This window comes from Pseudomonas sp. B15(2017), assembly GCF_002113215.1.
In the GTDB taxonomy this organism is placed as follows: domain Bacteria; phylum Pseudomonadota; class Gammaproteobacteria; order Pseudomonadales; family Pseudomonadaceae; genus Aquipseudomonas.
This window is the reverse complement of sequence record NZ_NEJZ01000020.1, coordinates 16,940-32,596: the sequence shown is the minus strand read 5'-3', so window position 1 is coordinate 32,596 and position 15,657 is coordinate 16,940. Positions and strand designations below refer to the sequence as shown.

Sequence of the window (15,657 nt, the reverse complement as noted above, 5' to 3'; positions counted from 1 at the left end):
CTGTGAATTCCGTGACTGACCGCCCCGCTGCCGTTTCCCTCAACCGCCCTGCCCGGGTTCGCCTGGAGCTGAAAAATCTGCTCGGCCTGGCCCTGCCAATCATGATCGCGCAACTGGCGACCACCGCCATGGGCTTCGTCGATGCGGTGATGGCCGGGCGCGTCGGGCCCAAGGATCTGGCGGCCGTGGCGTTGGGCAACTCGATCTGGGTGCCGGTGTTCCTGCTGATGACCGGCACTCTGCTGGCCACCACACCGAAAGTCGCCCAGCGCTTCGGCGCCGGCACCCACAGCGAAATCGGCCCGATCGTGCGTCAGGCCTTGTGGCTGGCACTGGTGGTGGGCCTGATGGCGACCACGATGCTGTTCAGCGCCGAACCGATCCTGCACCTGATGAAAGTCGATCCGGAACTGATCGGCCCGTGCATGCAGTACCTGCACGGCATCGCCAGCGGTCTGCCGGCCGTGGCCATCTACCATGTGCTGCGCTGCACCAGTGACGGTCTCGGTCGCACCCGCCCGGCGATGGTGCTGGGCCTGTGCGGTCTGGCTCTGAATATTCCGCTGAACTACGTGTTCATTTACGGTCACCTCGGCGTACCGGCCATGGGCGGCGTCGGTTGCGGCTGGGCCACGGCGATCGTGATGTGGGTGATGGCACTGGGTCTGGCCGGTTACGAGCGCTGGGCGCCGGCCTACAAGTCGAGCGAACTGTTCAGCCGTTTCGACTGGCCGCAATGGGCGGTGATCAAGCGCTTGCTGGCCATCGGTCTGCCGATCGGCGTCGCGGTGTTTGCCGAGTCGAGCATCTTTGCGGTGATTGCGTTGTTGATCGGCAGCCTCGGCGCCACGGTGGTGGCCGGGCACCAGATTGCGCTGAACGTCAGCTCGCTGGTGTTCATGATTCCGTACTCGCTGGGCATGGCCGTGACTGTGCGGGTCGGCCAGGCTCTGGGCCGTGAAGAGCCCCGCGAAGCGCGTTTCGCGGCAGGTGTCGGCATGGGCACCGCGCTGGCTTACGCTTGCCTGTCGGCGAGCATGATGCTGCTGATGCGCGAACACATTGCGGCAATCTACACGTCGGATCCGATGGTGATTCACATCGCCGCGATGCTGATCGTGTACTCGGCGCTGTTCCAGTTTTCCGACGCGATCCAGGTCACCGCCGCCGGCGCACTGCGTGGATATCAGGACACCCGGGTGACGATGATCCTGACCCTGTTCGCCTACTGGGGCATCGGCCTGCCGGTGGGTTACGCCCTCGGCCTGACCGACTGGCTCGGCGAACCACGCGGCCCGAGCGGCTTGTGGGAAGGCCTGATCGTCGGCCTCAGCTGCGCGGCGCTGATGCTATCGATCCGCCTGACGCGCAGTGCACGCACACGCATTCGCATCAGCCGCTCGATGGGCTGACCGGGCATAAAAAAAGACCTGCACATGCAGGTCTTTTTTGCTTTCAGATCAACCAGACTTCTTGCGGATCCAGTACAGAAAGGTCCCGGCCTCTTCGTGCTGCCCCACCAGTTCATGGTCAAGAAACACGCAGAACTTGGGGATGTCGCGGCGGGTCGACGGGTCGGTGGCGATCACCTTGAGCAGGCCACCGGGCACCAGGTCGCGGATGTGCTGGTGCAGCATCATCACCGGCTCCGGGCAGTTGAGGCCCGTAGCGTCGAGGGTGCCGTCGACCGGCATATTGATCATTTCACTCATGATTCACTCCTGAAACTGGCCGGCATTGTCGCCCAAGGCCGGGTGTTCGGTCACCTGCCGCGCGCTCAGCGGGCTTTGGCTTTCTTCACATCATGGCGGCGCAAATGGCAGGTCACTTCCTCGCGGTCGTGATACAGCTGCTTGCAGCCGATGTCGACCTTGATCCCGCGGGCCTTGAACCCGTCGGCGATGCGCTCGAGCAAGCGCTTCACCTCCGCGTAACGCTGCTTCATCGGCAACTTGAGGTTGACCACCGCTTCCCGGCAATGCCCCTCGCCGATCCACTCTTCGAGCATCGCGGCGTTGCGTGCCGGCTTCTCGACGATGTCGCAGACCATCCAGTCCACCGGTTGCTTCGGTTTGAAGGTGAAACCATCGGCCATCAAGTGCTGCACCAGACCGGTGTCCATCAGACTTTCGGCCATCGGGCCGTTGTCGATGGCGGTCACCAGCATGCCGCGATTGACCAGTTGCCAGGTCCAGCCGCCCGGCGCCGCGCCGAGATCGACGCCGGTCATGTCGCTGTGCAGGCGATCTTCCCACTGATCGCGGGGGATGAAATGGTGCCAGGCCTCCTCCAGCTTCAGGGTCGAACGGCTTGGCGCCTCGCGCGGGAACTTCAAACGCGGAATACCCATCGGCCACATCGCCGAGTTACCGGCATCGGCCAGACCGAGGAACACCTCACGACCGCTTTTGAAGGTCAGCAGCAGGCGCGGCTTGCCGGCGTCCTCCACCAACTTGCCGGCGCCGGTCAGGGCCTTGCGCAGCGGGCCTTCGAACTTCTTGCAGAAATTCGACAGTTCCTTGCCGTCGTTGGTGTCGACGACTTCCAGCCACAAGCTGCCACAGACCGGGAATTCAGCCATGTGCGCGAGGATCACGCTGATGCGGTCGTTTTCCGGCAGATCGATGAAAAACCCGCGCGCCCACTGGCGCGGGAAAATCAGCTCGGCGAAACGCTGACCGCGCATCAGGCGCTCGGCGCCGTCTTCTTCGGTGCAGACAAACTCGGCACAAGCGGTGGCCGGTTTGGCCTTGGCGTAGCCAGCCACGTTCAGCTGAGCGGCGAGGTCGGAAATTTCCGAGCAGACTTCGCCTTCGAAGCCTGGCCGGCAATGCATGAATAGGGTGTTCATTCTTACTCCTGGGCAGAGGGCGATCATTCATCCCCTGCGCGATGCCCAGACCCTGCGTTGAAGCAAAGCCTGTCACGAAAACCGGCGCATGATAGCCGATGTCGGAACCTTGGTTCCTGTCATAGAGTCCAGTTATTAGCCAGCTACCTAAAACAGGGCTAAGTTTTAAGCTCTATTCGTCCCCTCAATCCGTAGCCGTGCGGATTCAAAGGAGTGATCGTAATGCCGTCCCTCGATAGCCTGCACACCCTTAAGACCCTGAAAGTCGATGACAAGACTTACCACTATTTCAGCCTGCCGGATGCCGCCAAGTCCTTGGGCGATCTCGCCAGGCTGCCGATGTCGCTGAAAGTCCTGCTGGAAAACCTGCTGCGCTGGGAAGATGAAAAAACCGTTACCGGCGCCGACCTCAAGGCGATTGCCGCGTGGCTCAAAGAGCGCCGCTCCGACCGAGAAATCCAGTACCGCCCTGCCCGTGTGCTGATGCAGGACTTTACCGGCGTTCCTGCCTTGGTCGATCTGGCCGCGATGCGCGCCGCCATGGCCAGGGCCGGCGGTGATCCGCAGCGAATCAACCCGCTGTCGCCAGTGGATCTGGTGATCGACCACTCGGTGATGGTCGACAAGTTCGCCAGCGCCAGCGCCTTCGAACAGAACGTCGACATCGAAATGCAGCGCAACGGCGAACGCTACGCCTTCCTGCGCTGGGGCCAGAGCGCCTTCGACAATTTCAGCGTGGTGCCGCCGGGCACCGGGATCTGCCACCAGGTCAACCTCGAATACCTTGGCCGCACCGTTTGGACCAAGGATGAAGACGGCCGCACCTACGCCTTCCCCGACACGCTGGTCGGCACCGACTCCCACACCACCATGATCAACGGCCTCGGTGTACTCGGCTGGGGCGTCGGCGGGATCGAGGCGGAAGCGGCGATGCTCGGGCAACCGGTGTCGATGCTGATTCCGGAAGTGATCGGCTTCAAACTCACCGGCAAGCTCAAGGAAGGCATCACGGCCACCGACCTGGTGCTGACCGTGACCCAGATGCTGCGCAAGAAAGGCGTGGTCGGCAAATTCGTCGAGTTCTACGGTGACGGCCTCGCCGACCTGCCGCTGGCCGACCGCGCCACCATCGCCAACATGGCCCCGGAATATGGCGCGACCTGCGGCTTCTTCCCGGTCGATGACGTGACGCTGGAATACCTGCGCCTGTCCGGTCGTCCGCCAGAAGTGGTCAAACTGGTCGAGGCCTACACCAAAGCTCAAGGGCTGTGGCGCCTGCCCGGTCAGGAGCCGGTGTTCACCGACAGTCTGGCGCTGGACATGGGCAGCGTCGAAGCCAGCCTCGCCGGGCCGAAACGTCCGCAGGACCGGGTGTCTCTGCCGAATGTCGGTCAGGCGTTCAGCGACTTCCTCGACTTGCAATTCAAACCCACCAGCAAGGAAGAAGGACGCCTCGAAAGCGAAGGCGGCGGCGGTGTCGCTGTGGGCAATGCCGATCTGGTCGGCGAAACCGATTACGAGTACGACGGCCACACCTATCGCCTGAAAAACGGCGCGGTGGTGATTGCCGCGATCACTTCCTGCACCAACACCTCCAACCCCAGCGTGATGATGGCTGCCGGCCTGCTGGCGAAAAAAGCCGTGGAAAAAGGCCTGACCCGCAAGCCGTGGGTGAAAAGTTCGCTGGCACCGGGTTCAAAAGTGGTCACTGATTACTACAAAGCCGCCGGACTGACGCAATACCTCGATCAGCTCGGTTTTTCGCTGGTCGGATACGGCTGCACCACTTGTATCGGCAACTCCGGCCCGCTGCCGGAACCGATCGAAAAAGCTATCCAGAAAGCCGATTTGACCGTGGCGTCGGTGCTGTCCGGCAACCGCAACTTCGAAGGCCGGGTGCATCCGCTGGTAAAAACCAACTGGCTGGCCTCGCCGCCGCTGGTGGTCGCCTATGCCCTGGCCGGCAGTGTGCGCACCGACATCAGCAGCGAACCGCTGGGCAATGACCAGCAGGGCAATCCGGTGTACCTGCGCGACATCTGGCCGAGCAGCAAGGAAATCGCTGACGCTGTGAATCAGGTCAACACGGCGATGTTCCACAAGGAGTACGCCGAAGTGTTTGCCGGCGACGAACAGTGGCAAGCCATCGAAGTACCGCAAGCTGCGACGTATGTCTGGCAGGCGGATTCGACCTACATCCAGCACCCGCCGTTCTTCGACGACATTGCCGGGCCTTTGCCGGTGATCGCCGATGTGAAAGGCGCGCGAGTGCTCGCGCTATTGGGCGATTCGGTGACCACCGACCACATCTCCCCCGCCGGCAACATCAAGGCCGACAGCCCGGCCGGGCGCTATCTGCGCGAGCAAGGCGTTGAGCCACGGGACTTCAACTCCTACGGCTCACGCCGGGGTAACCACGAAGTCATGATGCGCGGCACGTTTGCCAACATCCGTATCCGCAACGAAATGCTTGGCGGCGAAGAAGGTGGCAACACGATCTACATTCCGACCGGCGAGAAACTGGCGATCTACGACGCGGCCATGCGTTATCAGGCCTCGGGCACGCCGCTGGTGGTGATTGCCGGGCAAGAATACGGCACCGGTTCCAGCCGTGACTGGGCCGCCAAGGGCACCAACCTGCTGGGGGTAAAAGCGGTGATCGCCGAAAGCTTCGAGCGGATCCACCGTTCCAATCTGGTGGGCATGGGCGTGCTGCCGTTGCAGTTCAAACTGGATCAGAACCGCAAGAGCCTGAACCTCACCGGCAAGGAAACCCTGGATATTCAGGGCCTGAGCGGCGTCGAGCTGACACCACGGATGAACCTGGCGCTGGTTATCACCCGTGAAGACGGACGTCAGGAAAAAATCGAAGTGCTGTGCCGCATCGACACCTTGAACGAGGTGGAGTACTTCAAGTCCGGCGGGATCCTGCATTACGTGTTGCGGCAGTTGATCGCCTCGTAACACCTGCAGATGCAGAAACACCGCCAGATCGGCGGTGTTTCTGTGTGGGCAGCGCACTTTTCTGCGGGCGAAAAAAAACCCGCCGAAGCGGGTTTTTCCCAAGACCATTATCGACTCCCTGTCGGCAGCGATCCTTGCTAATGGTCGATCATCCGTGATCCTGAAACACTCCCTGTGTTTCAGTTGATGAGGCTAGGTTACGCTCTGGATCCAATCGGCAATAGTCGAAATAGCTACCATCGCGTGTAAGACATTCGCCATAGCAGGCCTTCCGAAAACCCTTAGGCGTGTCAGACATCGAGTGCAGAAGCCGCCAATCCGGCGAATTTCAGCTGTCCGGCGGCGGCTTTTTGCTCGTCATCCTCCATGAACCACGCGGCAGACAGTCCGGCGAATACCAGCGCACAGCGTCCCAGCCACGGCGTGAACAGGTCGAGATCAGCTACCTTCACGCTCGCGGGAACGGTCGCTTTCCGTCAGGAAGTGCTCAAGTCGACTCAACTGCTCCTCCCAGCCCCGACTGTCCATGTAGTAGGCCTCTTTCTGGCGCACGTCGGGAATGTGCGCAAAACCTGATTCGGAGACCTTCAGCAACGTGCCGTTCTCGTAGTCCTGCAGTTCGAATTTGACCAGCGTGGTCGGTTCCTGGGAGTAGTCGATTTTCGGGTTCACCGCGTACGGGTGCCAGCGGAAGGAGAACAGCTGTTGCGGCTCGACCCGCTCCACCAACACATTCCAGAGCACATGTTCATAACCGCGGTACGTGACCTGCCCTTGCGTCCATTCGCCCGGTATAAACCGCCGGCCTTCCAGCGCAACGCCGAACCACTGGCCGAACGCCTCGGCATCGACCAGGGCACGCCAGACATGCGAGCGCGGCGACCTGAGCATGATTTTACGTTCAAAGCTGTTGGGTACTGGTTTCATACGTCACCTCCTGTTTTGAACAGTAGGCTTGTATGACCACATGTCCAATCCGAAGTTGTATCAATCCGGTGCAACGGTCGGGCTGATTGAAATATCCGGCAGTATTTTGGGGCACCGGTTCGTCAGAATGCGGACGGATCAGCACCGTGAAACTGATAACGTTCGCAACGAATTGAACGACACAAGGACGTCATCATGCAGCCCTCCCTCCCCGAACGTTACCGTGGAGCCCTGCTCGGTCTGGCCTGTGGCGATGCCATGGGAACCACCGTCGAATTCCAGCCTCGCGGCAGCTTCCAGCCCCTGACCGAGATGATGGGTGGCGGGCCGTTTCACTTGAAGCCCGGCCAATGGACCGACGACACCTCGATGGCGTTGTGCCTGGCGGAAAGTCTGCTGAACAAAAACGGCTTCGATGCCGCTGACCAGATGGGCCGCTATCTGAACTGGTGGCAATGGGGTTATTTGAGTTCGACCGGCGAATGTTTCGATATCGGCATGACCGTGAGTCAGGCGCTGGATCGTTTTCAACAAACCGGTGAGCCGTTTGCCGGCTCCACCGATCCCCACAGCGCCGGGAACGGGTCGCTGATGCGTCTGGTGCCCGTTGTACTGTTCTACTTCCCGGATGCCCGGCAAATCAGGCGATTCGCCGCCGACAGTTCACGCACTACGCATTCGGCGCCCGAATCCATCGAATGCTGCCAGCTGTTTGCCGAACTGCTCTGCAGGGCTCTGGAAGGCGAGTCGAAAGCGCAACTGCGCACTCAGCCGCAAACAATCTTCAGCCAGCCCAAGGTGGCGGCGATTGCCCGGGGCGAGTACCTGCACAAGACCGAGCGCGACATTCGCGGCAGTGGCTACTGCGTCGAATCCCTGGAAGCGGCGTTATGGTGCTTCCAGAACACCGACAGTTTTGCCGCCGCCGTCCTGCAAGCGGCGAATCTGGGCGATGACGCGGACACCACGGCTGCCATCGTCGGCCAGTTGGCCGGCGCCCACTACGGCGTGCAGGGAATCCCGTTCGGGTGGCTGGAAAAGCTGCATGACGGAGAGGAAATTGCCGCGACAGCGGAGCGGTTGCTCAACGCCTCCAGACACCGTGCACCTTGTTAGCGCCACGAAGTCGCTAAACTGCCCGGCACGTTCACTCATCAAAGCGAGATGACTCATGTCCCCACGCCTGCTTCTGGCCCTGACACCCTTTCTTTTCACTTCTGTTGCTCACGCTGCCGTGGACTGCGCCAATGCCAGCGATCAAGCGACGATGAATCAGTGCGCCGCACAAGAGAACAAGGCGGCGGACAAGGAGTTGAATACGGTTTATCAACAGATCACCGCCCGGTTGAAGAACAACCCTGATGGCAAGAAACTGCTGGTCAGCGCGCAACGGGCGTGGATCGGCTTTCGCGATGCCGAGTGCAAGTTTTCCGCATCCGGAGTGGCAAGCGGGAGTGTTTATCCGCTGATCTACAACAATTGCATCGCCTCAATAACCAAGACGCGAACCGAAGCGCTCAAACAGTATTTGAAATGTGAGGAAGGTGACATGAGCTGCCCGGTGCCGGGGGCCTGACTTTTCAGGGATTTGGAGAGCCTCTTCGCGAGCAGGCCTGCTCCCCCATTTGAACTGCATTTCAATGGGGGAGCAGGCTTGCTCGCGAGGGCGTCATCCCTGACGTCGCTAATTACCGGACGAAGATCTGTGCCGTAGTAATCGCCATATCCCCACCCGGCAGTTTGATGCTGCCGGTCTGCTTCATGGTTTCGGCATCAAAGATCGCCACATCGTTGAAGGTCCCGGCCAGGTAGATCTTGCTCCCGTCCTTGTTGAACGAAATGCAGTAGTAGGAATGATCCAGTGTCGCCGCCTGAATCAGCTTTTTTTGCTTGATGTCGTACTTGGCCAGACGATTGAGTACACCGAACATCAGGTTCGGATCCTTCGGCGAGCGCATGCCGCTGAAGTAGATCTCGGTCAACGGGCCGAAGTCAGTGGTCTCGGTCTTGCCCGTTTTCAGATCGACGCTGAACAAGCCATAAAGGTATTCGGCGGTGGCCGGGTCCTGTTTTTTGTCCTTGAACTTCGCCGCCGTGTACAGCAGCGAGAAATCGTGGCGATAGGTTTGCTGGTTCCATACGTAAAGCACGTCCGGCGCGCTGTAGTTCGGGCGTTTCCAGTGGCGGCTGGGGATCAGAACGTCGAACTTGCCGCTCTTTACATCGACCTTGTACACATCGGCGCCGGCCACATAGAGCGTACCGTCATCGCCGCTCTGCATGATCGTCAACTGCCGTGGAGCCGGAAAGCTGCGCAACGGTTTGGCGTCCATCCCGGCATCGGTGGCGTAGACGTCCAGCCGCGGCTGTTTGACCTCATAGCGGTCATTGAGCATCTGGGTCGGGTTGGCGATGGTGTACAACTCCTTGCCGTCATGGCTGACGGTAAAGGCGAACATCGACCGCGCCTTCTCCCCAGGCTGCTGGGTGATGCTGGCATGGAACACCTGCTTGCAGCTGTCCAGCTCGACACCGTAGACATCGGCGTAATGGTTGTTCAATACGTACGCGGTCTTGCGATCCGGCGAAAGCTGTACGGTGCCGGGGCCAAAGGCATCGGGCATCTTGCAGGTCTTGTACAGGCTGTCGGTCGCCAGGTCGATGACGTGCAGGTTGTTCGGGTAATTGGTGGTCAACATGTACTCGTGACCGTCTTGCAGCGCGGCGTTTTCATCGGCCAGAACCGGGAGCGAACAGGCGCTCAGAACCGCGAGTGCGGCAAGGCCGCAGGCTTTGTTGAGGCTAGGCATGCTGGAATCCTTCTTCTTGTCCGGGCAGTTACTTGTCTTTCGGGAAGACAGTGCCGAGGTTGCGCCAGTTGTCGTTGGACGCCTGGGCATCCTTGTTCCAGTCCGGGTAGGTGCTCATCATGTCCGGCACCTGGGCCGGCCACCAGCACGGGTCGGAGCAGCCATACAGGTCGGCTTCCATCGGCTGACAAAGCGACGACACCCCGCCGAACGCATCGATTTCCCAGCCCGGGTCGGTGGTCGAGGCGCAGCCAGCGACGGAGCTCATCGCCACCACTTCTTCGATGCGGTTCTCGTCCGCGGCCTGATCCAGCTTCAACGCTTTGTTATTGATTGCCTTGAGATGTTTCATATCAGTGAGCCTTGCGCGGAGTGATGTAGCTGCTGATGAACGCGGGGTTGGCGGCCATGATCCGGGTGTAGACCTCAATGCCGAAGTCGACCCAGTCACGCATCAATTCGCAGTAGTGATACGTCGGGTGGGCCGGGTCACCGTAGCGGGCATAGCTCTCGTGGTAGCAACCGCCGGAGCACAGGTTGCGAATCTGACAGTCATGGCAACCGGTGTTGGTGCGATCCAGGCGCAGGGACAGGAAGTCATTCAACTCGACCTGCTTGACGCCGCTGTGGACGTTGCCGAAGGTCGGCAGCGAGGAGCCGGTGAAGCGATGGCACAGGTTCAGTTCGCCTTTGTGATCGACCGCCAGCATCTTCAGCCCGGCGCCGCACGGCAGGGCCTTTTTGTGGCCTTCATGAATGTCGGTGATCAACTGATGCAGGTTGGAGAACCCGATATTGCGGTGTTCCAGCGCAGCCTCCAGATAACGCCGACCGAGACGTTTCATGCTGGCGAACACTTCGATCAACTCGTCGTTGGTCAGATTGAAGCTGCTGATATCGCCGGACGTTACCGGAGCAAATCCAACCTCGGCAAAACCCAGTTCGTTAAACAGGTGATCCCAGATGGTTTCAACGTCGGTGACGCCGGTGGTCAGGGTCACCCGCGCGCCGACCGGACGGCTGTTGTAGCGAGAGAGCAACATTTCGGCTTTGCGCCGCACCACGTCATAAGTGCCCTGCCCGCCCACGGTGATGCGGTTGCGGTCGTGCACGGTTTTCGGCCCGTCGATGCTCACTGACAAGCCAAAACGGTGGGCATTCAGGTAGTCCACGGTTTCTTCGGTGAGCAGCGTGGCGTTGGTGGTCATCACGAACTCGACGAACTTGCCGGCCTCGGCAAACCGCTTCTCGCAGTAATCGACCATGTACTCGATCAGCTTGCGGTTGCTCAGCGGTTCGCCGCCGAAAAACACCACGGTGAAGCGCTCTTCGTCGGGGGATTCGCGTAGCAGCATTTCGACCGAGGCGATGGCAGTTTCGACGTCCATCTTTTTGCCGGCGGACGGCTTGTCGAGGTCTTCCTTGTAGCAGTAGGTGCAGCTCAGGTTGCAGCCGGTGTTGACGTTGAGCACCACGGTGTTGATCGCCGTGCGTTCGACGCGTTTTACGGCGATGTCCGGCGTCAGCGGCGAGCCGTCGCTGACCAGTTCCAGCGAGATCAGCTCGCGCAGTGTCTCGTTGATTTCCTCGCCATTGAACCGCGCGCCGAGGCGCTGGACCAGATCCTCTGAGGAGCACCCAGGGCCGCGCAGTGCATCAATGATGGTGCCGGTCAGTTCATCGCTGGCGAACAGCGAACTGCTGGGGATATGAAACAGCATGCGGTCGGCGTCGACGTGCACTTCGTGCAGATTACGTTCGACCAGATTCAAGATAGCGCCCATTGCAAACCTCCTGTGCAAGCCCCCCCGCCTGGCGGGACTTGCGGTCATTCCGAAAAGTGTCTGAATCGCTGTCGCTCAGCTCAACTCACGTTTCAACATCAGGGAATGGGTGGATTGTTCCAGCGTTGCACGGTGACTATCAGGTGGCCTTCGCCGGTCAGGGATTTCCCTGCGTCGTCGACGGCGGCAATCACCTTGAGGTTGCCGGCATTGTTGGTGGACATCTTGCGAGCCGGATTCGGCCCGGCATCGCCCGGTGTGAACACGCCCGCGTCGGCCTGCATGGTGCCGGCGAACTTGACGTCCTCGTCCTCTTTGGCGCGCTCGTCGAAGGCTTCGACTTTCCATTGCGCCGGGAACACGCCGATGCGATATGGCTTGCCGTCGGCACCCTTACCCCACGCTTCGGCGTCGAAGCGGCCCTGGACTTTCGGCGTCGAACCACCGCCCTCGCCGATCCGTGCCACCGAGAACTCGGGCACCACTTTGACCGAGGCAATCTTGCTGTACACCGACAGGCTCGGGCCTTTCAGGCTGCCGACGCTGACTGCGCGCAGCCCCGGTCGGGCATTGGCTGCCGCTTTGACTTTGACCTTGATCCGATCGGCGCTCTGCTCGACCACTTCGACCACGTCCACGCCTTTGCCGAAATTCGGCTTGCCGCTCAGACCGCTGCCGATCAGGGTCACTTCAGTTTCGCTGCCGGCCTTCACATAACCAGGCTGTACCGCCAGCAGGCGCTGGGAACCCTGTTTGGCCGCAACGAAATCCAGACCGCGCTCATCGTGCTCGGCCTCGAACATCCGGCCCTGCATGGCGTTGCCTTGCGCGGCAAACACCTGACGCATGGTCACGCCATCGACGGTCACGTTGCCGCGCCATTCGTAGCCGCTGTAGAGGATTGCGCTGCCGTCGCCGTTGAACGGGCTGCCGTCGGCGTACTGACCTTTGACGGCAACCTTGAAGGTGTCACTGCCATCGGCGGTGACGCTCATGGTGCCGGCCAGTTCTCCCTTGCCCGGCAGGTGACCGCTGAAACTCCAGTCGCCCACCAGCGCCTCGGCTTTCGGTGCGGTTTTGACCCACGTCTGCCACGCCGGATTATCCAGCGGATAACGTTTGGCCAGCAGGGGGACCATTTCCTTGCGGGCGATATCGAACCAGTCACGATCACGGGCCAGCGCCTGATACTCCAGCGACGGCCATTGGCCGAGGTGGAAATTCACCAGACGTTCCCACTCCTGGGCCGGACGCCGTTGCAGAGCGACCCGGGCACCGGAATGGCAGCGACCACACATCTGCGCGGTTTTCTCGTCGAACTGCTCAACGGTGTTCAACCGCCGTTCCAGCGCGTAACGCACGCCATCGGTTTCGCTGGGCGCCAGGCCCTGGGTGTCGGCGAGGTATTTGACCAGTGTGCGTCGATCGTCATCGCTGATCTGCAGACCGTGCATGGTCTGCATCCGGGCAATGCTCATCAGCCAGCCTTCCGGGGTCTTGCGCTGGTGGCTGATGCGGCTCAACTGGTCGCCGGCTTCAGGGGTGTGACAGCCCTGGCAGGTTTCCTTGAGGATGGTCTGGGCATCGCGGGCTGCCAGGCTGTACGGCGAATGCAGGGCCACGCAAGCGGCCACGGCCAGCAGGCTGGCGCTCATGCCTGATCGGAGTCTTCTCTTCATCAACGTCGAACCTCGCACGGTGCTTTCTTATTGTTGTGGCTTATCGTTTTTATGGTTTCTGCCGCTCGTGGCGCTGCACGAACGGAGGCAAGCGAAACGTCTGCTGTGAGCAATACACGGAGCGTGCCAGCTTGCCGATAAGCTTTTCAATCAAGCAGTTACGTGAAGATCATGGCGAAATGGCGGTGCCGGCGGTGCTGGCCGGCGTCCCATTTCGCGACAGCTGTTGCAGTCTGAGACAAGCATAGTTGTTACGGCGTCGGCGACATTGCGTCGCGCGACAGTTCGTCCGGAACCGACAGCATCACCTGCGATGAAATCTCCAGGTGACTGATAAACAAGCCCCGCACATGACGGGGCCCTGTATTGGATTGTTGACATGATCCTAGCGAACGGAATTGTCCGGGTGAACCTTGTAACGCCCACAAAACTCGCAAACCGTCGAACATTCAGCTTGCGTGTCGGCCTTGGCTGCCAATGACCCGGAATCACGCAGGGCAGCTTGAATTCGACGCTCGCGGTAAAACGCATACGTGATCAGCAAACTAAAGCCCAATGACCAAAAACACAGAATTAAAGCCGTCATGATTTATCCTCGAGCATGGCAACTGCGAAAGAGGTGGCGATCAAGAAAATACTGCTTGTAGCCATCAAGGCACCTGCCCGAATCGTATCAACATCGGTCAGATCGCCGATCAACAGCGCCGCAAACCCTGTCACCAGAAATCCAGTCCCCACGCCTATCATGAAATTGGTTAGCCATCGAATGGTTAAGTTGTTCATCGACATCCCTGTGAAGACACTGACCCGCCAAATCCATGGCAGGAAAACCCTATACACCAAGCAACTTAGCTCGTACCTCATGCCTCCACCAGTCGGTAGAAACTGTCAGACGCGCGACTTTTCCTACTCCAGAAAAGGCCCGATTTTGCTCAGGCCCCGTCGCAGCGGCATTGGCTTTGTAGGACGCGTATCTTGCTTCTCAATGGGTGTCGCGTTTTGAGACAAATTCACCCTCACTTCCACTGAAACTCTTCCTCCTTCCCCCCGTGCAACCGGGCTGTACGCCACCCTCCAGCATTTGGCACAACCATTGCGAAAGCCCCTCTCGATCCCCATCGAACAACAAGAGGTTTCGCCATGCCCCTGCCCTACCTGCTTCCTGCCACCTCGGCCTTTATCCAGCGTCCGCCGCGCATGCTGATCGGCGGCGACTGGGTCGAAGCCGCCGACGGCCAGACCATGCCGCTGCACAACCCGGCCACCGGAGAAGTACTGTGCGTAGTGCCACGCGCCACGCCGGAAGATGTCGACCGCGCGGTGCTCGCCGCCCGACAAGCTTTCGATGATTCAACCTGGAGCCGCACCCGCCCGCGCGAGCGGCAGAATCTGTTGTGGAAACTCGCCGACCTGATGCAGCGCGACGCCGAACTGCTGGCGCAACTGGAATGCCTGAACAACGGCAAGAGCGCGGCGGTGGCGCAAGTGATGGACGTACAACTGGCCATCGACTTCCTGCGTTATATGGCCGGTTGGGCGACCAAGATTGAAGGTTCCAGCGTGGAGGTCTCGTTGCCGCTGATGCCCGGCGATCAGTTCCACAGTTTCATCCGTCGCGAAGCGGTGGGGGTGGTCGGCGCCATCGTCGCCTGGAACTTCCCGCTGCTGCTGGCCTGCTGGAAGCTCGGCCCGGCGCTGGCCACCGGTTGCACCGTGGTACTCAAGCCCGCCGACGAGACCCCGCTGACCGCGCTGAAACTGGCGGAGCTGGTGCTGGAGGCGGGTTATCCGGAAGGCGTCTTCAACGTGGTCACCGGCACCGGGATCACGGCTGGCTCCGCCCTGACCCACAACCCGCTGGTCGACAAGCTGACCTTCACCGGCTCCACCGCTGTCGGCAAGCAGATCGGCAAGATCGCGATGGATTCGATGACCCGGGTCACCCTGGAACTGGGCGGCAAATCCCCGACCATCGTCATGGCCGACGCCGACCTGAAAACCGCTGCGGCGGGTGCGGCCAGTGCGATTTTCTTCAACCAGGGCCAGGTGTGCTGCGCCGGTTCGCGCCTGTACGTGCAGCGCAAGCATTTCGACAATGTGGTGGCCGACATCAGCGATATCGCCAACGCGATGAAACTCGGCAACGGACTTGACCCGAGCATCGATATGGGCCCGCTGATTTCCGCGCGCCAGCAGGAGCGGGTCTACAACTACATCGAAATGGGCCGCGAAAGCGGCGCGACCATCGCCTGCGGCGGCGAGCAGTTCGGGCCGGGATTCTTCGTCAAGCCGACGGTGATTGTCGATCTCGATCAACAGCATTCGCTGGTGCAGGAAGAGATCTTCGGGCCAGTGCTGGTGGCGATTCCGTTCGATGACGAAGCCGATGCGCTGCGCATGGCCAATGACAGCCCTTACGGTTTGGGTGCCAGCATCTGGTCGAACGATCTGGCGGCGGTGCACCGGATGATTCCGCGGATCAAGTCAGGGTCGGTGTGGGTCAACTGCCACAGCGCGCTGGATCCGGCGCTGCCGTTTGGCGGCTACAAGATGTCCGGCGTCGGGCGCGAGATGGGGTATGCGGCGATCGAGCATTACACCGAGTTGAAGTCGGTGTTGATCAAGTTGTAATGACTGGGCTC

General features: G+C 60.6%; 14 protein-coding genes. 5 read left to right on the top strand and 9 right to left on the bottom strand.

What is annotated here, in order from left to right:
* The first annotated feature begins 2 nt into the window (after positions 1-2).
* On the top strand, positions 3-1,412 hold the full coding sequence (locus CAF73_RS25070) for an MATE family efflux transporter (protein ID WP_085700518.1): 1,410 nt from the start codon (positions 3-5) through the stop codon (positions 1,410-1,412).
* A 48-nt stretch (positions 1,413-1,460) separates the two neighbouring features.
* Here CAF73_RS25070 and tusA read toward each other — a convergent pair whose 3' ends face one another.
* Positions 1,461-1,712 (bottom strand): sulfurtransferase TusA, encoded by a 252-nt coding sequence (gene tusA / locus CAF73_RS25065; RefSeq protein ID WP_085700519.1) that lies wholly within the window; start codon positions 1,710-1,712, stop codon positions 1,461-1,463.
* A gap of 65 nt (positions 1,713-1,777) precedes the next feature.
* Positions 1,778-2,851, bottom strand: coding sequence for a 23S rRNA (cytidine(2498)-2'-O)-methyltransferase RlmM (gene rlmM / locus CAF73_RS25060; protein WP_085700520.1), 1,074 nt, complete (start codon positions 2,849-2,851; stop codon positions 1,778-1,780).
* Positions 2,852-3,073: 222 nt separating this feature from the next.
* On the opposite strand from rlmM, the gene acnA reads away from it, so the two are divergent.
* Positions 3,074-5,815, top strand: coding sequence for an aconitate hydratase AcnA (gene acnA / locus CAF73_RS25055; protein ID WP_085704546.1), 2,742 nt, complete (start codon positions 3,074-3,076; stop codon positions 5,813-5,815).
* A gap of 290 nt (positions 5,816-6,105) precedes the next feature.
* On the opposite strand, the gene CAF73_RS25050 is transcribed toward acnA, so the two are convergent.
* Positions 6,106-6,267 carry a hypothetical protein gene (locus tag CAF73_RS25050; RefSeq protein WP_227233070.1) on the bottom strand — a complete coding sequence of 54 codons (162 nt, stop codon included), beginning with the start codon at positions 6,265-6,267 and terminating at the stop codon, positions 6,106-6,108.
* Complete coding sequence (locus CAF73_RS25045) at positions 6,254-6,742, bottom strand: SRPBCC family protein (protein WP_085704544.1); 489 nt, start codon at positions 6,740-6,742, stop codon at positions 6,254-6,256. Before CAF73_RS25045 ends, CAF73_RS25050 begins: the two co-directional genes overlap by 14 nt.
* Positions 6,743-6,937: 195 nt before the next feature.
* Here CAF73_RS25045 and CAF73_RS25040 point away from each other — a divergent pair, with 195 nt between their 5' ends.
* Both CAF73_RS25040 and CAF73_RS25035 read left to right on the top strand, forming a co-directional pair.
* A complete protein-coding gene (locus CAF73_RS25040) occupies positions 6,938-7,858 on the top strand; it encodes an ADP-ribosylglycohydrolase family protein (RefSeq protein ID WP_085704542.1) in 921 nt (306 codons plus the stop codon).
* 55 nt (positions 7,859-7,913) lie between these two features.
* Positions 7,914-8,318 (top strand): lysozyme inhibitor LprI family protein, encoded by a 405-nt coding sequence (locus tag CAF73_RS25035; RefSeq protein WP_085704540.1) that lies wholly within the window; start codon positions 7,914-7,916, stop codon positions 8,316-8,318.
* Positions 8,319-8,430: 112 nt separating this feature from the next.
* Here the strand turns inward: CAF73_RS25035 and peaD are convergent, their stop codons facing one another.
* The 5 genes from peaD to CAF73_RS25010 form a co-directional block, all read right to left on the bottom strand.
* Positions 8,431-9,552, bottom strand: coding sequence for a quinohemoprotein amine dehydrogenase subunit beta (peaD, locus tag CAF73_RS25030; RefSeq protein WP_085704538.1), 1,122 nt, complete (start codon positions 9,550-9,552; stop codon positions 8,431-8,433).
* Positions 9,553-9,580: 28 nt separating this feature from the next.
* Positions 9,581-9,904 (bottom strand): quinohemoprotein amine dehydrogenase subunit gamma, encoded by a 324-nt coding sequence (qhpC, locus tag CAF73_RS25025; RefSeq protein WP_008016081.1) that lies wholly within the window; start codon positions 9,902-9,904, stop codon positions 9,581-9,583.
* Position 9,905: 1 nt separating this feature from the next.
* On the bottom strand, positions 9,906-11,336 hold the full coding sequence (gene peaB, locus CAF73_RS25020) for a quinohemoprotein amine dehydrogenase maturation protein (RefSeq protein ID WP_085704536.1): 1,431 nt from the start codon (positions 11,334-11,336) through the stop codon (positions 9,906-9,908).
* Positions 11,337-11,434: 98 nt separating this feature from the next.
* On the bottom strand, positions 11,435-13,015 hold the full coding sequence (gene peaA / locus CAF73_RS25015) for a quinohemoprotein amine dehydrogenase subunit alpha (RefSeq protein ID WP_085700528.1): 1,581 nt from the start codon (positions 13,013-13,015) through the stop codon (positions 11,435-11,437).
* A 582-nt stretch (positions 13,016-13,597) separates the two neighbouring features.
* Entirely contained in the window at positions 13,598-13,798 is a 201-nt protein-coding gene (locus CAF73_RS25010) for a hypothetical protein (protein ID WP_085686895.1), read from the bottom strand.
* Between the two features lie 357 nt (positions 13,799-14,155).
* Between CAF73_RS25010 and CAF73_RS25005 the strand changes: the two genes are divergently transcribed.
* The gene (locus CAF73_RS25005; RefSeq protein WP_085704534.1) at positions 14,156-15,646 is read left to right on the top strand and encodes an aldehyde dehydrogenase; all 1,491 of its coding nucleotides are present in this window, start codon (positions 14,156-14,158) and stop codon (positions 15,644-15,646) included.
* Positions 15,647-15,657: the final 11 nt, after the last annotated feature.